General features: G+C 65.7%; 22 protein-coding genes. 9 read left to right on the top strand and 13 right to left on the bottom strand.

The window, feature by feature from the left end; all coding sequences use genetic code 11:
- Positions 1–39 precede the first annotated feature (39 nt).
- Positions 40–1,194, bottom strand: a complete 1,155-nt coding sequence (locus QNO06_RS04635; RefSeq protein ID WP_227914222.1) for an amidohydrolase — start codon at positions 1,192–1,194, stop codon at positions 40–42.
- Between the two features lie 171 nt (positions 1,195–1,365).
- Complete coding sequence (locus QNO06_RS04630) at positions 1,366–2,505, bottom strand: mannose-1-phosphate guanylyltransferase (protein WP_227914223.1); 1,140 nt, start codon at positions 2,503–2,505, stop codon at positions 1,366–1,368.
- Positions 2,506–2,745: 240 nt separating this feature from the next.
- Here QNO06_RS04630 and sdhC point away from each other — a divergent pair, with 240 nt between their 5' ends.
- From sdhC to QNO06_RS04605, 5 genes are all read left to right on the top strand, one after another.
- Positions 2,746–3,123 carry a succinate dehydrogenase, cytochrome b556 subunit gene (gene sdhC / locus QNO06_RS04625; RefSeq protein ID WP_227914224.1) on the top strand — a complete coding sequence of 126 codons (378 nt, stop codon included), beginning with the start codon at positions 2,746–2,748 and terminating at the stop codon, positions 3,121–3,123.
- A 5-nt stretch (positions 3,124–3,128) separates the two neighbouring features.
- Positions 3,129–3,608 carry a succinate dehydrogenase hydrophobic membrane anchor subunit gene (locus QNO06_RS04620; RefSeq protein ID WP_227914225.1) on the top strand — a complete coding sequence of 160 codons (480 nt, stop codon included), beginning with the start codon at positions 3,129–3,131 and terminating at the stop codon, positions 3,606–3,608.
- Between the two features lie 58 nt (positions 3,609–3,666).
- Positions 3,667–5,433 (top strand): succinate dehydrogenase flavoprotein subunit, encoded by a 1,767-nt coding sequence (gene sdhA / locus QNO06_RS04615; RefSeq protein WP_227914226.1) that lies wholly within the window; start codon positions 3,667–3,669, stop codon positions 5,431–5,433.
- Positions 5,433–6,209 carry a succinate dehydrogenase iron-sulfur subunit gene (locus QNO06_RS04610; RefSeq protein WP_227914227.1) on the top strand — a complete coding sequence of 259 codons (777 nt, stop codon included), beginning with the start codon at positions 5,433–5,435 and terminating at the stop codon, positions 6,207–6,209. Before sdhA ends, QNO06_RS04610 begins: the two co-directional genes overlap by 1 nt.
- Positions 6,210–6,288: 79 nt before the next feature.
- Positions 6,289–7,077: an alpha/beta hydrolase gene (locus QNO06_RS04605; RefSeq protein ID WP_227914228.1), complete on the top strand. Its 789-nt coding sequence runs from the start codon at positions 6,289–6,291 to the stop codon at positions 7,075–7,077.
- 3 nt (positions 7,078–7,080) lie between these two features.
- Here the strand turns inward: QNO06_RS04605 and QNO06_RS04600 are convergent, their stop codons facing one another.
- The 5 genes from QNO06_RS04600 to QNO06_RS04580 all read right to left on the bottom strand — a co-directional run bounded on the left by QNO06_RS04600 (position 7,081) and on the right by QNO06_RS04580 (position 10,983).
- The gene (locus QNO06_RS04600; RefSeq protein ID WP_331461484.1) at positions 7,081–7,674 is read right to left on the bottom strand and encodes a 2'-5' RNA ligase family protein; all 594 of its coding nucleotides are present in this window, start codon (positions 7,672–7,674) and stop codon (positions 7,081–7,083) included.
- A 3-nt stretch (positions 7,675–7,677) separates the two neighbouring features.
- On the bottom strand, positions 7,678–8,712 hold the full coding sequence (trpS, locus tag QNO06_RS04595) for a tryptophan--tRNA ligase (protein WP_227914229.1): 1,035 nt from the start codon (positions 8,710–8,712) through the stop codon (positions 7,678–7,680).
- 9 nt (positions 8,713–8,721) lie between these two features.
- A complete protein-coding gene (locus QNO06_RS04590; protein WP_227914230.1) occupies positions 8,722–9,588 on the bottom strand; it encodes an exodeoxyribonuclease III in 867 nt (288 codons plus the stop codon).
- 93 nt (positions 9,589–9,681) lie between these two features.
- Positions 9,682–10,173 carry a hypothetical protein gene (locus QNO06_RS04585; RefSeq protein ID WP_227914231.1) on the bottom strand — a complete coding sequence of 164 codons (492 nt, stop codon included), beginning with the start codon at positions 10,171–10,173 and terminating at the stop codon, positions 9,682–9,684.
- Between the two features lie 57 nt (positions 10,174–10,230).
- Entirely contained in the window at positions 10,231–10,983 is a 753-nt protein-coding gene (locus QNO06_RS04580) for an SDR family NAD(P)-dependent oxidoreductase (RefSeq protein WP_227914232.1), read from the bottom strand.
- A gap of 160 nt (positions 10,984–11,143) precedes the next feature.
- Here QNO06_RS04580 and QNO06_RS04575 point away from each other — a divergent pair, with 160 nt between their 5' ends.
- A complete protein-coding gene (locus QNO06_RS04575) occupies positions 11,144–11,665 on the top strand; it encodes an O-acetyl-ADP-ribose deacetylase (RefSeq protein ID WP_227914233.1) in 522 nt (173 codons plus the stop codon).
- A gap of 12 nt (positions 11,666–11,677) precedes the next feature.
- Here the strand turns inward: QNO06_RS04575 and QNO06_RS04570 are convergent, their stop codons facing one another.
- The 5 genes from QNO06_RS04570 to glyA form a co-directional block, all read right to left on the bottom strand.
- On the bottom strand, positions 11,678–12,511 hold the full coding sequence (locus tag QNO06_RS04570; protein WP_227914234.1) for an ABC transporter permease: 834 nt from the start codon (positions 12,509–12,511) through the stop codon (positions 11,678–11,680).
- Positions 12,508–13,392, bottom strand: a complete 885-nt coding sequence (locus tag QNO06_RS04565; protein ID WP_227914235.1) for an ABC transporter permease — start codon at positions 13,390–13,392, stop codon at positions 12,508–12,510. Before QNO06_RS04565 ends, QNO06_RS04570 begins: the two co-directional genes overlap by 4 nt.
- The gene (locus QNO06_RS04560) at positions 13,385–14,350 is read right to left on the bottom strand and encodes an ABC transporter ATP-binding protein (RefSeq protein WP_227914236.1); all 966 of its coding nucleotides are present in this window, start codon (positions 14,348–14,350) and stop codon (positions 13,385–13,387) included. The genes QNO06_RS04565 and QNO06_RS04560 overlap by 8 nt, the downstream gene beginning before the upstream one ends.
- Before the next feature lie 79 nt (positions 14,351–14,429).
- On the bottom strand, positions 14,430–15,443 hold the full coding sequence (locus QNO06_RS04555; protein WP_227914237.1) for a bifunctional methylenetetrahydrofolate dehydrogenase/methenyltetrahydrofolate cyclohydrolase: 1,014 nt from the start codon (positions 15,441–15,443) through the stop codon (positions 14,430–14,432).
- Positions 15,444–15,445: 2 nt separating this feature from the next.
- Positions 15,446–16,729, bottom strand: coding sequence for a serine hydroxymethyltransferase (gene glyA, locus QNO06_RS04550; RefSeq protein WP_442860199.1), 1,284 nt, complete (start codon positions 16,727–16,729; stop codon positions 15,446–15,448).
- A 309-nt stretch (positions 16,730–17,038) separates the two neighbouring features.
- Between glyA and QNO06_RS04545 the strand changes: the two genes are divergently transcribed.
- Positions 17,039–18,223, top strand: coding sequence for an FAD-dependent oxidoreductase (locus QNO06_RS04545; protein WP_227914238.1), 1,185 nt, complete (start codon positions 17,039–17,041; stop codon positions 18,221–18,223).
- On the opposite strand, the gene QNO06_RS04540 is transcribed toward QNO06_RS04545, so the two are convergent.
- A complete protein-coding gene (locus tag QNO06_RS04540; RefSeq protein WP_227914239.1) occupies positions 18,165–18,728 on the bottom strand; it encodes a GNAT family N-acetyltransferase in 564 nt (187 codons plus the stop codon). The genes QNO06_RS04545 and QNO06_RS04540 overlap by 59 nt on opposite strands.
- 46 nt (positions 18,729–18,774) lie before the next feature.
- On the opposite strand from QNO06_RS04540, the gene purU reads away from it, so the two are divergent.
- Together purU and QNO06_RS04530 are read left to right on the top strand one after the other, a co-directional pair.
- Complete coding sequence (purU, locus tag QNO06_RS04535; protein WP_442860200.1) at positions 18,775–19,668, top strand: formyltetrahydrofolate deformylase; 894 nt, start codon at positions 18,775–18,777, stop codon at positions 19,666–19,668.
- A 30-nt stretch (positions 19,669–19,698) separates the two neighbouring features.
- The gene (locus QNO06_RS04530) at positions 19,699–20,226 is read left to right on the top strand and encodes a gamma carbonic anhydrase family protein (RefSeq protein ID WP_227914240.1); all 528 of its coding nucleotides are present in this window, start codon (positions 19,699–19,701) and stop codon (positions 20,224–20,226) included.
- Positions 20,227–20,297: the final 71 nt, after the last annotated feature.

Here is a 20,297-nt window from a genome sequence, read left to right as displayed (position 1 = left end):
ACTCATGTGCCGGTGCCGGCGCTCATGCCGGCGCAGCGGCTAGTGCCGCAGACCGCGCGCTGCCCTCAGCGCAGCGGCGGCCATCACGCTGACCCCGCAGCTGACGGCGCGTTCATCGGGGTTGTAGTCTCCGCGGTGCAGGTCGAAGGTTTCCCCGCCCGGGGCGCGGGTTCCCAGCCGCATCAGCGCGCCGGGCACCGCCTGGGTCATCCAGGCGAAGTCCTCCCCGCCCATGGACTGGGGTGCCAGGACCACGGCGTCCTCCCCCAGTTCGGTGCGGGCGGCTGCCTCGATCAGGCTGATCTCGGCGTCGGCGTTGATGACCGGAGGCACGCCGCGGGTATGCTCCAGGGCCACGTCCACCCCGTACGGTGCCGCGACCTCCCGTACCACCTTATCCAGCAGTTCACCGGCGGCATACCAGGCCTCGGCGTCCAGGCACCGCATGGTGCCGGCCATGAAACCGTGGCCGGGGATGGCGTTGGGGGCGGACCCGGCGTGCATCTGGCCCCACACCACCGACACCCCGCTGCGCACATCAATGCGGCGGGACAACACGGCGGGAACGCTCACGGCAATCTCTGCCAGCGCAAAGACCAGGTCCTCCGTCAGGTGCGGACGGGAGGTGTGCCCGCCCCGCCCGCTCAGTTCAATCCGGATGGTGTCGGACGCGGAGGTGATGGCACCGATCCGCGTGCCCACCTGGCCAACGTCGACCCGGGGATCGCAGTGCAGGGCCAGGACGCGGGGCACGCCGTCGAGGACGCCCTGCTCGATCACGGAGAGCGCGCCGCCGGGCATCACTTCCTCTGCCGGCTGGAAGATGACGCGCACCCTGCCGCCCAACTCTCCCGCGGCGTCGAACTTCGCGAGCACCCGGGCAGCTCCGAGCATGACAGTGGTGTGGATGTCGTGGCCGCAGGCGTGGGCAATGCCGGTGTTCAGTGAGGAATACGGCAGCCCCGTTTCCTCCAGGACCGGCAGGGCGTCTATGTCGGCTCGCAGGGCGAGGCGGAGGGGTCCGTCACCGATGTCCACCACGACGCCGGTGCCTTCGAGCCGCTTTGCTGCCAGCCCTGCGTTTTCGAGGGCTTCCACTATCCGGTCCGTGGTCCGGAACTCTTTGTGGGACAGCTCGGGATGGGAGTGGAGGTCCCGCCGGAACTCGATCAACTCGCCCAGGAGCGGAGCCACGCTTCCCCGTATGGAGGGGACTGGTGAATTGCTCAGTGGGATAGTCTGCACAACCTCTAGGTTAGCCAATTCCGGGCCCAAAACCGGAATGTGCACGCCCGTAAACGTCGTCACATGACCAGGTCTTGCCGGGCCGCCTGGACGCCGCCCGCTTACCGGAACGGAAAGGCCCTACAGGACGTCGGTGTCGCCGCTGGCCTTCAGGTGCTCCACGGCCTTCTTGACTTCCTGGGCGTGCTCCTTGGTGGTGACCAGCAGGGCATCCGGGGTGTCCACAATGACCACGTCCTCGATGCCGATCAGCGCGATCACCCGCTTGGTATCCGAAACCACAATGCCGGAGGCGTTCTCAGAGTAGACGCGGGCCCCCTCGCCCATCACCGTGAGATCGCTGTTTTCCTCGGCGGGATTAAGCCGGCCGATGGCCGCGAAGTCCCCCACGTCATCCCAGCTGAAGGCGCCGGGAATCATGGCGACATCCCCGGCCGCGGCGGCCGGTTCGGCCACGGCGTAGTCGATGGCGATCTTGGGCAGGGTGGGCCAGATCCGGCGCACCACTTCCCGGCGCCGGGTGGTGTCCCACGCCTCGGCAATTTCCATCAGTCCCGTGTAGAGGACCGGCTCGTTGGCTTCAAGGTGCTTGAGCATCAGGTCCACCGGGGCTACGAACATCCCCGCATTCCAGCTGTAGCTGCCGCTGTCCAGATAGGTCTGCGCGACGTCGGCGGAGGGCTTTTCCACGAATTCCACCACTGAGGCGGCGCTGGGCGCCCCGGCCACCTTAAGCGGCTCGCCTGCGCGGATGTAGCCGAACCCGGTGGAGGGATGGGTGGGCTGGATGCCGATGGTGACAATGTATCCCTGTGCGGCCGTGTGCACGGCTTCCCGGACGGCTTCCTGGAAAACGTCGACGGGGGCAATCACCTGGTCGGCGGCAAAGGAGCCCATGATGATCTGCGGGTCCCGCTTATAGAGGATGGCCGCTGCCAGGCCGATGGCTGCGGCGGAATCCTTGGGCTCGAGTTCGAGCACGAGGTTCTTATTGGCAATTTCCGGCAGCTGCTGCCGCACGGCCTGCCGGTGCAGGGCACCGGTGACGACCATGACCCGGTCCCCGCTGAGCGGACGCAGGCGGTCATAGGTGGCACGGATCAGGGTGGACCCGGAACCGGTGAGGTCATGGAGGAACTTCGGCGCAGCAGCCCGGGACAGGGGCCACAGCCGCGTTCCCACGCCGCCGGCCGGGATGACCCCGTAGAAACGGTCAAGGACGGCGGACTCGGAGGTGGCGGGTGCCTTTTGCTTACTCATCACTGCCCAGATTAGCGGAGCGGACGCCGCACGTCCCGGAAGCGGCACGGTTTGGGCCCTATTGCGTACACCTCTTAATGCCGCCGGGCAATGTAATAAGGGTCACACCAAAGGGCATCCTAAATTGAAACGCCGGTCACGCACGCCTAGATTATGGTAGAGCTTATAGCGCTGTCGCACCGGCGTCATCACTGCGTGGAAGACGCGCTAACGCCGCTGCGATGCAGGGAGGAAAATTCAGTGTCGAAGTTACCAGCAGGCACTCTCTACCGTGGCCGCGAGGGCCAATGGTCGTGGGTAGCCCACCGCATCACTGGCGTGGTGATCTTCTTCTTCCTTTTGGTCCATGTTCTGGATACCTCATTGGTGCGAGTTTCGCCCGAGGCCTACGACTTGGTGATCGGTGCCTACAAGAACCCGATAATGGGCCTCGGTGAGCTTGGGCTCGTCGCCGCCATCGTGTTCCACGCCTTCAACGGTGTACGCGTTGTCCTGATCGACTTCTGGAAGAAGGGGCCCAAGTACCAGCGTCAGATGCTGTGGGCCGTAGTCGCTCTTTGGGCCGTGACGCTCATCGGCTTCTCCATTCGCCACATTCCCAACGTCTTCGGGGGTTAGCACCAATGACTACTTCAACCAACGAAGCCCACGCCCTCGAAGCACCCCGCTCGGGACGCATCGCCCCCCGGTACACCCGGAACGGTTCCAGCCGCGGCAACTTTGAAATGTTCGCCTGGCTGTTTATGCGTGTATCCGGCGTCCTGCTGGTGGTGCTGATTTTCACCCACCTGTTCATGAACCTGGTGGCCGGCGACGGCATCCACGCCGTTGACTTCGGTTTTGTGGCCGGCAAGTGGGCCAGCCCCCTGTGGCAGGTCTGGGATCTGGTCATGCTGTGGCTGGCAATGCTGCACGGCTCCAACGGCGTCCGCACCATCATCAACGACTACGCGGACAAGAAGGCCACGCGGATGTGGCTCAAGGGCGTGCTGTACGTGGCGACCTTCGTCATCATCCTGCTGGGCACCCTGGTGATCTTCACCTTCGATCCCTGCCTCGACGGCGCCACGGCTGAGATCCTGGCGGAGCACTGCTCCGTCTAACGGCAATACCGCGGCAGTCCAAGAGTTTTTAGCAGTTTCAACAGAAAGAGCATCTGGTATGCAGGTCCACAAGTACGACGTCGTCATTGTCGGCGCCGGCGGCGCCGGTATGCGTGCCGCCATTGAATCCGGTCAGCGCGCACGGACGGCGGTACTGACCAAGCTGTACCCCACCCGCTCCCACACAGGCGCGGCGCAGGGCGGCATGTGCGCGGCACTGGCCAATGTCGAGGAAGACAACTGGGAGTGGCACACCTTCGACACCGTCAAGGGCGGTGACTACCTGGTGGACCAGGATGCAGCCGAGGTGATGGCGAAGGAAGCCATCGACGCCGTGCTGGACCTGGAGAAGATGGGCCTCCCCTTCAACCGGACGCCCGAAGGACGCATTGACCAGCGGCGCTTCGGCGGACACACCCGCGACCACGGCAAGGCCCCGGTCCGCCGTGCCTGCTACGCGGCAGACCGCACCGGCCACATGATCCTGCAGACGCTGTACCAAAACTGCGTCAAGCACAACGTTGAGTTCTACAACGAGTACTACGTGCTGGACCTGATCATGGTGACGGAGCCGGACGGCCAGAAGCGCGTTTCCGGCGTCATCTCCTATGACCTGGCTACCGGCGAGCTGCACATCTTCCAGGCCAAGTCCGTGGTCTTCGCCTCCGGCGGAGCCGGCAAGGTCTTCAAGACCACCTCCAACGCCCACACCCTGACCGGTGACGGCATGGGCATCGCGTTCCGCCGCGGCATCCCCCTGGAGGACATGGAGTTCATCCAGTTCCACCCGACCGGCCTGGCCGGGCTGGGCATCCTGCTTTCCGAAGCAGCCCGCGGCGAGGGTGCCATCCTGCGCAACTCCGAGGGTGAGCGCTTCATGGAGCGCTACGCCCCCACCATCAAGGACCTGGCGCCGCGTGACATTGTCGCCCGTTCCATGGCCAACGAGGTGCGCGAGGGCCGCGGCTGCGGTCCGAACAAGGACTACGTCCTGCTGGACCTGACCCACCTGGAACCGGCGCACATTGATGCCAAGCTTCCGGACATCACCGAGTTTGCCCGCACCTATCTTGGCGTGGAGCCGTACACGGAGCCGGTTCCCGTCTTCCCCACGGCCCACTACGTGATGGGTGGCATCCCCACCAACATCAAGGGCGAGGTCCTCCAGGACAACGACACCGTAATCCCCGGCCTGTACGCCGCCGGCGAGGTGGCCTGCGTGTCCGTGCACGGCTCCAACCGCCTCGGAACCAACTCCCTGCTGGACATCAACGTCTTCGGCAAGCGTGCGGGCATCTACGCCGCTGAATACGCCCAGACCGCGGACTTCGTTGACCTGCCGGAAAACCCGGAGGCCGACACGGTGGCCCTGCTGGACCACGTTCGCAACTCCGAAGGCACCGAGCGCGTTTCAGAAATCCGCCGGGACCTGCAGAACACCATGGACATGAACATGCAGGTGTTCCGCACCGCTGACACCATTGAAAAGGTGCTGACGGACATCGCTTCCTTCGAGGAGCGGTACCAGAAGATCAGCGTCCAGGACAAGGGCAAGCGCTTCAACCTCGACCTCCTTGAGGCCGTGGAGCTGGGCTTCCTCCTGGAACTGGCGAAGGTCATGAGCGTAGCCGCCCTGCACCGCACCGAATCCCGCGGCGGACACTTCCGCGAGGACTTCCCGGAGCGCGACGACGAGAACTTCATGAAGCATTCAATGGCCTACAAGGTTGACGAAGCCGAAAATGCCGAGCACACCGCCGGCATCCGGCTGGACACCAAACCGGTCATTTTCACGCGCTACGAGCCGATGGTGAGGAAGTACTAATGACAACGGAAATCGCCGAGCCGGCCTCCAAGGTGGAGCTCCCCGAGTCGATCGGCGGAGAAATCCCCTCCTTCGAGATCACCCTGAAGGTCCGCCGCTACAACCCCGAGGTTTCCGACGAAGCCTACTGGGACGAGTGGAAGCTGACCATGTACGGCACTGACCGCGTACTGGACGCCCTGCACAAGGTCAAGTGGGAGCACGACGGTTCGGTTTCGTTCCGCCGCTCCTGCGCCCATGGCGTATGCGGCTCCGATGCCATGCGCATCAACGGCCGCAACCGCCTGGCCTGCAAGACCCTGCTGAAGGACCTGGACACGTCCAAGCCCATCCTCGTTGAGCCCATCAAGGGCCTGCCGGTGGAGAAGGACCTGATCGTGGACATGGAGCCGTTCTTCCAGTCCTACCGCGAGATCATGCCGTTCCTGGTCACCAAGGGTCACGAACCGACCAAGGAACGCCTGCAGTCCGCCGAGGACCGCGAGCGTTTCGACGACACCACCAAGTGCATCCTGTGCGCCGCGTGCACCTCGTCCTGCCCGGTCTTCTGGACCGACGGCCAGTACTTCGGACCGGCCGCGATTGTCAACGCGCACCGCTTCATCTTCGATTCCCGCGATGACGCCGGTGACATGCGCCTGGAGATCCTGAACGACAAGGAAGGCGTGTGGCGCTGCCGCACCACCTTCAACTGCTCGGAAGCCTGCCCCCGCGGCATCCAGGTCACCAAGGCCATTTCAGAGGTCAAGCAGGCCATCCTGGCCCGCTCGCTCTAACCGGTCCTGCGCCCAAGGCGCCCGCCGGCGGTTTCCCCGCCGACGGGCGCCTTTTGCGTCCCTATGTAAAGTTGGAAGAATGCTTTCCCAGTCCAAGCCAACATTTGAAAAAGTCTCCTTCCCCGGCGTGAACGGGACCACCCTTGCCGGCACGCTGGATGTGCCCGACGGCGGTGCCCGCGCCTGGGCGGTCTTCTGCCACGGGTTTACCCTCGGGAAGAACAGTGCTGCCGCCTCCCGCATCTCCAAGGCACTGGCCGGCCGCGGTATTGGCGTGCTGCGTTACGACGCCGCCGGCCTGGGCGGGTCCACCGGCAACTGGGAGGACGGCAGTTTCAGCACCAAGGTTGCGGACGTCCGCAGCGCGGCGGAGTTCATGGCGGCCTCCGGCCGTCCTGTGTCCCTGCTGATTGGCCATTCCCTGGGCGGAGCGGCCGTCCTGGCAGCTGCCGGGCAGATCCCCGGGTTAAAGGCGGTGGCGACCATTGCGGCGCCTTTCCGGCCCGACCACGTGGTCCACATGTTCGAGGAGGAGCTGGACGAGATCGTGGAGCAGGGCTCGGCGTCCGTGGACCTGGGCGGCGGGGAGCTGGAAATCCGCCGGCACCTGGTCGAGGACCTGCGCAAACACGAACTCACGGACAGTATCCGCGAACTGCATCTGCCGCTGCTGGTGATGCACTCCCCCACGGACAACACGGTCGGGATCGACAACGCCAGCGAGATTTTCTCGACCGCGCGCCACCCCCGCAATTTCATCTCGCTGGAGGGCAGCGACCATTTGATGGTGGAACGGGCACAGACCAGCCGTGCGGCGGCCATCATCGCCGCCTGGGCCGGTATCTACCTCGGCCTGGACGAGTCCTAGGGGCTACCGGGAGACTTCTTTGCCCCCGCCGAGCTGCAGGTGTTCGTGCAGCTTCCACAGCCCCGTGGCGTCGTGCTCGTACAGTCCCACGCAGTCCACGGTGAAGCTGGCGGAATAGCCATCCAGCCGCTGGACTGCCTCATCCATGCTTTGCTCGCTGACATCGTGGGCCACCGTTACGTGCGGGTGGAAGGGGAACGCCAGGTTTCGGGCCAGCGGACCGCTCTGGAACTCCTTATGCAGGGCGATGCACTCGTCAAAACCCTCATCCACGTTCAGGTACACCACCGGGGACACCGGCCGGAAGGAGGAGGTCCCCTGCAGCGTTACGCGGAACGGCTCCTGGCAGGTAGCCACCTCGCGGACGTGACGCAGGGTGGCGTCCCAGTCGGTGGTCTCGGTGGTGGTGACCAAGGTGATGTGGGCGGGGATCACGGCAGCCATCGGGTCCCCGAAGGACGCCCGCGCAGCCCGCAGTTCACTTGCCATCGGCTCCGGAACCGCAATGACAATACCCACGCAACGCGAGGCGCACTCAACGGGGTGTCCATCGCGCTCGGAGGCCGGGGCGTGGTCGAAGGATTCGGAGATCTTCATGGGTTACGCCGTCGTGCTGCCCAGCGGCAGGAAGCCGACCTTGTTGTACACATCCGCGAGGGTAACCGACGCCATCTCCCGGGCCTTCCCCGCCCCGACTGCCAGCAGGCGGTCCAGCTCCGCCGGATCATCCAGCAGGTACAGGGCGCGTTCGCGGATGGGCCGGACGTGCTCCGTCACTACCTCTGCGAGGTCCACTTTCAGGTGTCCGTACATCTTGCCTTCGTACTCCTTTTCCAGTGTCTCCACGCTGCGTCCGCTGATCAGGGAGTAGATGGACAGCAGGTTGGAGATGCCCGGCTTCGCGTCCCGGTCGAAGCGGATCTCGCTGCCGTCGTCGGTCACTGCGGACTTGATCCGCTTGGCGATGACCTTATCCTCGTCCAGCAGGTTAATCAGGCCCGCAGGCGAAGCCGCGGACTTGGACATCTTTGCGCCTGGATTCTGCAGATCGTAGATTTTGGCGGCTGCCTTCTGGATGAAGACCTCGGGGACCACGAAGGTCTCACCGAACCGCGAGTTGAAGCGCTTGGCCAGGTCACGGCTCAGCTCCACATGCTGGCGCTGGTCCTCTCCCACCGGCACACCGTGCGGCTGGTAGAGCAGGATGTCCGCCACCTGCAGAACGGGGTAGGTGAACAGTCCCACGCTGGCCGCGTCGGATCCGAAACGCTGTTGCTTGTCCTTGAACTGCGTCATCCGGGAGGCTTCGCCGAAACCCGTGAGGCAGTTCAGCACCCAGGCCAGCTGTGCGTGTTCGGGGACCTGCGACTGCACGAACAGGGTGGCCTTATTCACGTCGACGCCGCCGGCAATATACTGCGCCGCCGTCACCCGCGTGCGCTTGCGCAGGTCCTCGGGGTCCTGCGGCACCGTGATGGCGTGCAGGTCGGGGATGAAGAAGTAGGCGTCGTACTCTTCCTGGAGCCGCACCCAGTTCACGAGGGCGCCAAGGTAGTTGCCCAGATGAAGCGAATCAGCTGAAGGCTGCATCCCGGAAAGGATGCGCTGACGGCCGGTGGAGGAGTTCGAAGTCATGGGTAAACCTTAGAAGTGGTAGTCGATCACGACGGGGGCGTGGTCAGAGAAACGGGCATCGTAGGTGGCGGCACGGTCAACCACGGCATTGGCCGCACGGGCTGCCAGTTCAGGCGTGGCCATGTGGTAATCGATCCGCCAGCCGGAGTCGTTGTCAAAGGCCTGTCCGCGCCAGGACCACCAGGTGTAGGGGCCGTTTACCTCTCCGGCCAGCGAGCGGTGCACGTCGGTGTACCCGATCTCGTCGCCGAAGAACCGGTCGAAGTAGGCACGTTCCTCGGGCAGGAAACCTGCACGCTTGACGTTGCCCTTCCAGTTCTTGATGTCCAGCGGGGTGTGGCCCACGTTCAGGTCTCCCACCACCAGGACAAAGTCGCTGGTCTGCGCCAGCGCCGGGAGCCGGACACTCATGGTGTCCAGGAAACGGTATTTGTCCACCTGCTTGGGGGTATCCACCTCGCCGGAGTGTACGTAGGCGCTGACCACGGTGAGGATTTTCTCCGCTCCGTCCACGCTGACCTTGTAGTCGGCTTCCACCCAGCGCCCGGAGCGGGCAAAGTATTCGTCGCCGATGTGCTCGCGGACGGCCACCGGTGCGGTCCGGGAAGCGATGGCGACGCCGGCGCGGCCCTTCGCATCGAGGCATTCGGCGTGCTGGACATGCCAGGTGTCCCCCAGCAGTTCACGCAGGACGGCGTCCGGGGCACGGACTTCCTGCAGGCACAGGATGTCCACATCCCGTTCCGCCAGCCAGTCGGCCATCCCGCGCTTGTAGGCGGCGCGGATGCCGTTCACGTTCACGGATGCGATGCGCAGTGCTGTCCCCGGACGGTCACCGGTTTCCACGGTTGCCGTTTCCTCTGATGCCGAACTCACGCGAATAACCATACTCCTCAGTAGCTGCTCAACCCGAACAGGCGCCCCGGGCATGCCGCAGGGAGCCGGCGGCCGCGGACGGCCGTACCGTTATTAGTCGACGACTGTACCTTCGACCGGGCCGCCGTCGTCCTTCTTGATCATGCCACGGCCGTTGTGCGCGGTGATGTCGATGGTCTCAAGGGCGCGGTCCACCATTCCGCGGTCCGTGTCCAGGTTCTCGCGGATGACCTTGGCCTGGACCTCGATGATCTTGAAGCTGTGGTCCAGCTTCAGGTCACGGGTGCTTTCGTCGACCACCTGCACGCCGCCGCGGGGCGGGGCGGTGGCAGCGGCGAACTTCGCCGTGGCCTTGCGCGTGGCCCCCCGTACGGAGAAGACCACGAAGGTGGCCAGGAACAGCCAGCCAAGCGAGACGATGACTACGATCCAGCCGATGACGTCGTTCTGGTTTGCGGCAAAGACCACCGCCACGAGGAAGATAATGAGCATCACGGTGATGCCTGTGGTGCCCATCTTGCGGCTGATGCCGCGGCCGGGCGTGGACGGGGACGACGGCGTCTTGCCGTTTCGGATCGACTGCATGGTTTTATTCTCTCAAACTTGGACAGGTGCCCGGTGCCGGTTTCGCCAGCAGCGGTTTTACTGCGTGGTGTACGCCCCGTCCACGGCGTACTGGGATCCGGTGACAAAGGCCGCCGCGTCCGAGAGCAGGAACAGGACGACGGCGGCCACTTCCTCTACCGTGCCCAGCCGCCCGGCCGGGTGCAGGCCCACGAGGCCCTCGTAGACTTCCCGCGGCAGGTTCCCCAGCAGCGGGGTGTCTATGTATCCGGGCTGGACGGAGTTGATGCGGATGCCTTTGTCGGCGTATCCCAATGCGGCCGACTTGGTCATACCCACTACCCCGTGTTTGGCCGTGACATAAGGAACAGCGTTGGCATCCCCCACCAGGCCCAGGATCGAGGAGTTGTTGACTATGGCGCCGCCGCCGGCCTGCAGCATCTGCGGAATCTCGTAGTACATGCTGTAGAACACGGAATTGAGGTTGACGTCGATCACCCGCCGGTATCCCTCAATGTCGATGTCCGCGAGCGGGCCCAGCGGTCCCGAGATCCCCGCGTTGTTGAAGGCCAGGTTCAGGGCACCGAATTCGCTGACCGCTAGTTGGACTGCCCCGGAAATATCCGCGGGATTGGACACATCACCCGCCGATGCGACGGCGCTGCCGCCCTTTTCGGTGATCTTCTCCACCACGTCCTGCGCCGCCTGCAGGTCGAGGTCGTTGACCACAACGTTCGCTCCCTCGGCGGCAAGGGCTATCGCCGCCGCCATGCCGATCCCGGACCCTGCACCGGTCACGAGGGCTGTTTTTGCATCGAAAGTTCCGGCCATGGCTGTGCCTCTTTCTCTGGTGGTTCCTCGTCCTGCTTGGTTTCCCCATGGTCCCGCCGCAAACGGGGTGCGGCAAGGGAAGCAGTGCCCCGCGGGGCAACGCGCACCGCAGCTGGGATCCCGGCTGGTGCCTGCCGTCCGCCGGTGCGACACTGGGCCGATGCATATTGAAATCCGTACCGGCGACATCACGGAGCGCGACACCGATGTGATTGTCAACGCAGCCAATTCCTCGCTGCTGGGCGGCGGCGGTGTGGACGGCGCCATCCACCGGGCCGCGGGACCGGAACTCCTGGCCGCCTGCCGTGAGCTGCGGGCCGCTTCCCTGCGGGACGGATTGCCCACCGGCGCCTCCGTGGCCACGCCGGGGTACAACCTCCGGGCGCGGTGGGTTGTCCACACCGTGGGCCCCAACGCCGGGGCCGGGGAAACGGATCCGGAGCTGCTGCGCTCCTGTTTCCGCACGGCTCTGGCCGCGGCGGAGGAGCTCGGCGCCGAAAGCATCGCCTTTCCGGCCGTTAGTGCCGGAATCTACGGCTGGGATCCGGAAACCGTGGCGGACATCGGCCTTCAGGAGCTCCTCGGCCACGAGCCGCAGAACCTGCAGCACGCAGAGTTCGTGCTGTTCAACGAACGCCTGGCGGAAGTCTTCCGCCGCCGGCTGGCACAGCTGACCGCGTAGCCAGGAACTGCCCTACTTCAGGAACAATGCGCGCAGCCGGACCGTCGTCGCCGTCAGTCCAACGGCAATCATCACCACGAAGTACAGCAGGTGGCCGGCGGTCCCCCAGCTGAAAATGCCCACGCTGATCTGCCGCAGCATTTCCACGCCGTGCCACAGCGGCAGCGCCTGGATCACGGACTGCATCGCTTCGGGGTAGACAGTCAGCGGATAGAAGGTCGCCGAGAGCAGGAACATGGGCAGCATGATCATGTTCACCCAGTCCAGCTGCTGGAAGGTCTTCATATAGCTGGTCACCGCCATGCCGAAGGAGGCAAACCCGAAGGCTATGACCACCGCTGCGGGGATCATTAGCAGCGCCCAGGGCGATGTAATCAGGCCCATGGCACCCATTACGGCAGTAAACCCCGTGGCGTACATCGCTCCGCGCAGCAACGCGAGGAAAATTTCCCCCATGGCCACATCGAGCGGCCCCAGCGGAGTAGAGAGCATCCCCTCGTACAGCCGGGCATAGTTGAGCTTGAAGAACACATTCATGGTGGAGTCGTAGACGGCGCCGTTCATGGCGGACACGGCGAGCAGGGCGGGCGCAATGTAGTTCGCGTAGCCCATCTCCGCTCCCCCGGGCCCGGTAACTGTGCCCACCAGTGCGCCCAGCCCAATGCCCATGGCCACCAAGTAGAGCACCGGCTCCACGAAGCCGCTGACCATGATGCTCCAGTTGGTGCCCCACGTGGCCTTGAGGCCGCGTGCAATCACGGCCCGGGTATTGCGGCCGTAAAGCGAGCCAAGGAAACGGTCCCGAGGGACCAGCGAAGTGGTCGCCGTGGAGTTCTGCGTGCTCATCCGTCCAGCCTCCTGGTGAAGTTGCGCCGGCCCAGGACCAGGCCGACGGCGGCCGGGGCCAGCAGATAGGCAAGGTGCAGGGCGGTCATGGCAGCCGGTTCGGGGTGCCCGTAACTGAGCACCCGGCCCAGCTCGGTGGAATGCCACAGCGGTGAGATCCAGCCGATCCACCGCACGCCGAGCGGAAGGTTGTCCAGCGGAAAGAACGTTCCCGAGAACAGGAACAGCGGCATCACGATGAAGCGCTGGACCATGGCGAACTGGCCCTTGTCCTCTTTGAGCGTGGCGCTGAACGCCAGCAGCGGCAGGCCGAAGGCCAGCCCTGCCAGCAGGGCGGTGAAGACCATCAGCCAACCGGTGCCCGGCTGCGGAACGGCACCGAACAGCAGCAGGAACAGGTAGTAGATGCCGGTGGTCAGCAGGAGACGGAAGGCCAGGCCCAGCACGTGGCCGGAGGCTATCTGCCCGCTGGAAAGCGGCGAGGCGTTGGGACCGTAGTAGGTGCGGTGCCATTTGAACCCGCCCATCACCGTGTAGGTATTCTCCTCGCTGGAGACCATCAGTGCGGCGGTGGCTACCAGGGCCGGGCCAAGGAACACCAGATAGGAGACAGTGGACCCGTTGCCGCCGGGAAAACCGGCGTCGGAGTTGGCATCAATCAGTACCGCCAGCCCGGTGCCCATGCCCAGCAGGTAGACCAGCGGGGTACCGACGGCGGTCATCAGCACCGTCCACTGGTAGCCGCGCATCCGCCGGATCCACATGTCGGCGTAGTAGAAGGCACCGAAACGGCGCGCCTTCGCTGCGGTCTGCAGCGGTGTCAGCGGGGAACGCAGCCCCAGCACGGCGTGCCGGGATTCTTCGGCTGGGAGCTTAGTCAATGAGGCTCCTGCCGGTCAGCCGGAGGAAAACATCCTCCAGCGAGGAACGCCGCACCAGCGAGGTGATGGGCCGCAGCCCCCGGGCCGTCACTGCATCCAGGGCGTCTTCGCCGTCGTTGGCGTAGATCAGCACCCGGTCCGGAAGGGTTTCCAGCCGTTCCCCGATGCCTTCCAGATCCGCGGCCACGGTGGTGTTGCGGTCGGAGCCAAAGCGCAGCTCCACCACTTCGCGGGTGGAATGCTCGCGGATCAGGGCAGCCGGGGAGCCCTCGGCCATGATGGCGCCCTTATCCACCACGATGAGCCGGTCGCAGAGCTGTTCGGCCTCATCCATGTAGTGGGTGGTGAGGATCAGCGTGACCCCTGCTTCCTTGAGCCGGAAAAGCCGGTCCCAGAGAATGTGCCGGGCCTGCGGGTCCAGGCCGGTGGTGGGTTCATCCAGCAGCAGGATCTTCGGATCATTGATCAGGGAGCGGGCAATGGTCAGCCGCCGCTTCATGCCGCCGGAGAGGGAATCCACGCGGGCCTTGGCCTTATCGGTCAGCTGGGCGAATTCCAGCAGTTCGTCCGCTTTGGGCTGCAGGTAGCTCTTGGGCAGCCCAAAGTACCGTCCGTAGGCCAGCAGGTTGTCCCGGACGCGCAGGTCCTCGTCCAGGTTGTCCTGCTGCGGCACCACGCCCAAGTGCGCGCGGACCTCCGGGCCGTAGGTGTTGGGGTCCAGTCCCATGATGCTCAGCTCGCCGGAGGTCCGCTGGGACACCCCGCCGATCATTTTCATGGTGGTGGATTTGCCGGCCCCGTTGGGTCCGAGCAGGCCGAAGGACTCCCCCGGCGGTACGTCGAAGGAGATGCCGTTGACGGCAGTGAAGTCGCCGTAGGACTTGGTCAGGTTCCGGGCGGAAATAACGTAGTCGGAGCGGGTTTCAGGGACAGTTTTGCTTACTGTGATCTGCGGCACTTGAGAAAGTGTAGTGGACGCGCCACGGGCCGGTGCCTCTGCGCCTGCACCGGCCCGTCATACTGCGCTTAAACCTTCCCTAGGCCAGGACTCCGGCCTGCCGTTCTGCCGCTTCCACCACGTTGGACAGGAGCATCGCCCGGGTCATGGGCCCCACCCCGCCCGGGTTCGGCGAAATCCAGGCGGCGACGTCGGCCGCTGCCGGCTCCACGTCCCCGGTCAGCGTGGTCTTGCCGGTCTCGGGGTCGGTGACCCGGGTGACGCCGACGTCCAGGACAATGGCACCGGGCTTGAGGTCCTCGGCCTTGATCATCTCGGGGAAGCCTGCCGCGGCCACCACGACGTCGGCCTCGCGCAGGTGCTCGAACAGGTCAACCGTTCCGGTGTGCGCCAGGGTGACCGTGGCGTTGATCGGCCGGCGGGTCAGCAGCAGTCCCAGGGGGCGGCCCACGGTGACGCCGCGTCCCACCACCAGCACGTTCTTGCCGGTCAGTGAAATGCCGTTGCGGACCAGCAGCTGCACAATCCCGTGCGGGGTGCACGGCAGCGGTGAGGTCATCGGCTCGCTGACGTTGAGCACCAGCCGGCCCAGGTTGACCGGGTGCAGGCCGTCGGCGTCCTTCTCGGGAGCAATCCGCTCCAGCACCGCATTGGTGTCGATGTGGGCCGGCAGCGGCAGCTGCACAATGTAGCCGGTGGTGGCCGGATCCCCGTTGAGTTCGTCGATGACCTTTTCCAGGTCCGCCTGGCTGATGTCTGCCGGCAGGTCGCGGCGGATGGAATTGATGCCCACCTGCTTGCAGTCCTTGTGCTTGCCTCCCACGTAGGAATGGCTGGCCGGGTCATCGCCCACCAGGACGGTGCCCAGGCCGGGGGTGATGCCGTGTTCGTCCTGCAGCGCCTTCACCCGTCCCGCGAGCTCCTCCTTGATCTCCCGCGCGGCCGCACGGCCGTCGAGGATCCTGGCCGCAACCGGGGTGCCGAACTCCGTTTTTTCCTTGGCCTCCCAGCCGAGGTTCACTCCGGTCTCTTCGGGGCTTTCGGAAACGGCGGCCTTAGTGACGCTGCCCTCCATATTGGTTCCTTTCTCCATGGTTACCATTCCTCCTGTCCGGGGTAGAGCGGAAAGTCCTCCGCCAGCGCGGCCACGCGGGCCCGCAGCGAGTCGACGTCGGGTGCCGGCATCAGGGCGGCCGCGATGATCTCGGCGACTTCGGTGAATTCGGCGGCGCCAAAGCCGCGGGTGGCCAGCGCCGGGGTGCCGATCCGCAGCCCGGACGTGACCATCGGCGGGCGCGGGTCGAACGGGACGGAGTTGCGGTTCACGGTGATGCCCACCGAGTGCAGCAGGTCTTCGGCCTGCTTGCCGTCCAGTGCGGAGTGCCGCAGGTCCACCAGGATCAGGTGCACATCGGTTCCGCCGGTCAGCACGGACACGCCGTGCCCGGCAACGTCCGGCGCGTTGAGGCGGTCGGCAATGATCCGCGCGCCTTCAAGCACCCGTTCCTGCCGCTCGCGGAACTCCTCGGACCCGGCAATCTTGAAGGCCACGGCCTTGGCGGCAATAACGTGCATCAGCGGCCCGCCCTGCTGCCCCGGGAACACGGCGGAGTTCAGCTTTTTGGCGTACTCCTGCTTGGCCAGGATCATGCCCGACCGAGGTCCGGCAAGCGTCTTATGCACAGTGGAGGTCACGACGTCGGACGCCGGGACCGGGTTTGGGTGCAGCCCGGCGGCCACCAGGCCGGCGAAGTGGGCCATGTCCGTCCAGAGGTAGGCGCCCGCTTCATCGGCGATGGACCGGAACGCGTCGAAGTCCAACTGCCGGGGGTAGGCGGACCAGCCGGCAACAATGACCTGCGGGCGTTCGGCCAGGGCCTGCTCGCGGACCTTGTCCATGTCCACCCGGTAGGTCTGCTCGTCCACGCCGTAAGCCGCAACTTCATACAGCTTGCCGGAGAAATTCAGTTTCATGCCGTGGGTCAGGTGCCCGCCGTGGGCCAGGTTCAATCCCATCAGCTTGTCGCCCGGCTGCAGCAGGGCGGCGAGCGCTGCGGCATTGGCCTGCGCTCCGGAATGCGGCTGGACGTTGGCAAATTCCGCACCGAAAAGGGATTTCGCCCGCTCGATGGCCAGGTTCTCGGCCACGTCCACATACTCGCAGCCGCCGTAGTAGCGCCGGCCGGGGTAGCCCTCGGCGTACTTGTTGGTGAGCACCGACCCCTGGGCTTCAAGGACGGAACGCGGAGCGAAGTTCTCCGACGCGATCATCTCGAGGGTGCTGCGCTGGCGGGACAGTTCGTCATTAAGCACTGCCGCGATTTCGGGATCGACATCGGACAGGGGCGCGTTGGTGACGGGCTGGGTGGATACTCTCACGTGGATCTCCTGGGAACTGGGTTCTCTATAGGTCAGGCTACCTGCCGGCACGGCCGCGGTCGGTGGGTGGGCACCGGCCGGGCATGGCAAACAGTTCAACGTGACCCGCGGCCCAGGCGTGCGATCCGTGGTCTTGAAAACACCTTCCGCCATGGCGCAACGCCGGGGGCAGTAAGGTGCCGTGCCGCTCCCTGGTGGTAATCCACCCGACGCCAGTCGCGACGCTCCCCATCCTAGCCTCCCTCTGCCGCTGCGGGCCGGAATACCGGAAAGGAGCCGAAGGTTAGGGTTCAGCAGGGAAGCGAGGCAATGGACTTGGAGGCGCAGGTGCACGCTGAGGGCCAGGTACAGACGGACGTAGTGGTGATCGGGGCCGGACAGGCCGGACTCAGTGTCGCCTACCACCTGCGCCGGCGCGGGCTGGCGGCCGGTAGCGGGTTCACCGTGCTGGACGCCAATCCGGGACCCGGCGGGGCTTGGCGGCACCGCTGGGACTCGCTGACGTTCGGCGCCGCGCATGCCCTGCACGATTTGCCCGGCATGCCCCTGGGTGTTCCGGATCCGACCGAACCGGCGTCAGCGGTGGTTACCCGGTATTACGGGCGGTACGAGCAGGAGTTCAGCCTCGGCGTCGTGCGCCCGGTGGCGGTGGTGTCGGTGACGGAGGGCGACGGCGGGCGGCTGGCCGTCCACGCGGCGGACGGGCGGCAGTGGCAGGCACGTGTTGTCATCAATGCCACCGGGACCTGGGACCGCCCCTACTGGCCCTATTACCCCGGGCGGGAGCTCTTCCGCGGCCGACAGTTGCATACCCATGATTTTCGCAGCACCGATGAGTTCACCGGGCAGCGGGTGCTGGTGGTGGGGGGCGGGACCTCGGCCGTGCAGTTCCTGCTGCAGCTGGACGGGGCGGGGGTCTCTACAGTGTGGTCAACCCGCCGGCCGCCGGAATTCACCCGGCGGGCGTTCGACGCCGAGTGGGGCCGGGCGGTGGAAGCCCGAGTCAGTGCACGCACCCGCGCCGGCCTTCCGCCGCGGAGCGTGGTCTCCGCTACGGGCCTGCCGCTGACCCCCGAGTACCAGCGCGGCATCGAGGCCGGTGTGCTCGTCTCGCGGGGTCCCATCAGCAGGCTGACCGCAGACGGCGTGGTTTTTGCCGACGGTTCGGTTGAGGGTGTGGACTCCATCCTGTGGGCCACGGGCTTCCGGCCCGCCCTGGACCATCTGGCGCCCCTGCACCTGCGTGAACCCGGCGGGGGCGTCCGGATGGACGGGGTGCTGGTGGTGCGCGAACCGCGGCTGCTCCTGGTGGGCTACGGGGAGTCTTCTTCCACTCTGGGGGCTACCCGCGCGGGCCGGGCCGCGGCGCTGGCTGCGGCGCGGCTGCTGGCCGCGGGGCAACTGCTGGCCGCGGGGCAAACGCCGCAGGCGGGGTCTACCGGGGCTGCCGGGGCTGCCGGGGCTGCTCCAGCTCTTCCCACTCGAACCGGCTAAGCGTGCCCTGTTCCCAGTCCCGGCGCAGGATGGCGTAAACCACGGTGGCCACGTACCGCCCGTCCTCGAGCTGCCAGTCCTCCCGGTAATGGGCTTCCTTGAGGAAACCGGACCGCAGCAGGGTCTTGCGCATGGCGATGTTGTCTTCGCGTGTGCGGCCGGCAAAGCGGTGGATCCCGGGGTGCTCGTCAAACACCTTGCCGGTCAGCGATTTCAGCACCGGCACCGCATTGCCCCGGCCGCGGAAACGCTCCACCAGGCGCAGGTCCAGCACCGGCGTGGGTGTGCCCAGATCTTCCAGGATCACCAGGCCCATGCGCTGGTTGTCGCCGAAGACCCAATAGGTACACACACCGTCGCCGTCGAACCGTCCCTCGATCAGCAGGCGCCGCACCAGCTCCTCGGACGGTGCCGTAATCCGGTGGTAGGGGAAACTGTTGGTGGTGAGGAAGCGGACAAGCTCTTCTTCATCCTTGTCGGAAAGCGGCAGGAACGTCACATCCATGTGCCCAACCCTAAGCCTGCCCGCCCCAACCGGTAACCTAGCTAGGGTGACGCACCTGATCCCGACTTCTCCCAGCGGCACCGGTTCCGGCTCCGCACCGGGCACGTACACGCTGGCGCTTTCCTGCCCGGACCGTCCCGGCATTGTCCACGCGGTCAGCGCCGCCCTCGTGGCCGCAGAAGGCAACATCACCGAGTCCGCCCAGTACGGCAGCCCCGAGACCGGTTCGTTCTTTATGCGGGTCGAATTCACCTCGCCGCGCTCCTACGCGGAAGTACGCGCCGAACTGGCCGCGGTGGCCGGCCAGTTCGCCATGGCCTGGGAACTGCACGCCACCGGCCGCCGCGTCCGCACCCTCATCATGGCTTCCACTTCAGGCCACTGCCTCAATGACCTGCTTTTCCAGCAGCGCGCAGGCACGCTGCCCATCGACATTCCGGCCATTGTGTCCAACCACCGCGAGCTCGAATCCCTGGCCGATTTCTATGGTGTCCCCTTCCACCACATCCCGGTCACTGCGGACACGAAGCCGGAAGCCGAGGACCGGCTGCGGGAGCTGATGGATCAGCTGGACATTGAACTGGTGGTCCTGGCCCGCTACATGCAGATCCTCAGCGACCGGCTGTGCGCGGATCTGGCCGGGCGTGCCATCAACATCCACCACTCCTTCCTCCCGTCCTTCAAGGGTGCCCGCCCCTACCACCAGGCCCACGCGCGCGGCGTGAAGCTCATCGGCGCCACCGCCCATTACGTCACGGCCGACCTGGACGAAGGGCCCATCATCGAGCAGGAAGTCATCCGGGTGGACCACTCCCGCTCCGCTGCCCAGCTCGCTGCCCTGGGCAGCGACGTCGAGGGCCGGGCACTGTCCAAGGCCGTGCAGTGGCACGCCGAGCACCGGGTGCTGCTGGACGGCAAGCGGACTATCGTCTTCACCTAGGCTCGTGCCGCCGCAGTACGCTAAGGTCCCATGGCACACATCATTGAATTCCGGGGCTCTGTCCCGTCCGTTGATCCCAGTGTTTTCCTAGCGCCCACCGCCTCCCTGATCGGCGATGTGGTGATGGCTGCCGACTCCAGCGCTTTCTACGGCGTCAGCGTTCGCGCAGACTCCAACAGCATCCGGGTAGGGCCCGGCAGCAACCTGCAGGACAACGTGGTGCTGCACGCGGATCCGGGCTTCCCGACGTCGGTGGGGGCAGGGGTGAGCGTAGGCCACAACGCTGTGATCCACGGCTGCACGGTGGAGGATGACTGCCTCATCGGCATGAGCGCCACCATCATGAACGGGGCCGTCATCGGCGCCGGTTCACTCGTGGCCGCCGGCGCCCTGGTCCTCGAAGGCACCGTGGTTCCGCCCCGCTCGCTGGTAGCGGGTATGCCTGCCAAGGTGCGGCGGAGCCTGACGGACGAGGAATTTGCCGGGGTGCAGGCCAACGCCGCGAACTACCGGCGCACCGCCGCGGAACACCGGACCGCCGTTGCGGGGCAGTCCTAGCTGCCAATCGGGTCCGCGGCCTACTATTGCGTTCAATTCTTGACGACAAGAGTGTGATGTAGCACTCTTAA

The sequence above is a fragment of the Arthrobacter sp. zg-Y20 genome (assembly GCF_030142075.1).
Taxonomy (GTDB): Bacteria; Actinomycetota; Actinomycetes; order Actinomycetales; family Micrococcaceae; genus Arthrobacter_B.
Note: the sequence above shows the minus strand (reverse complement) of the source record. Positions and strands in the feature narration are given on the sequence as shown.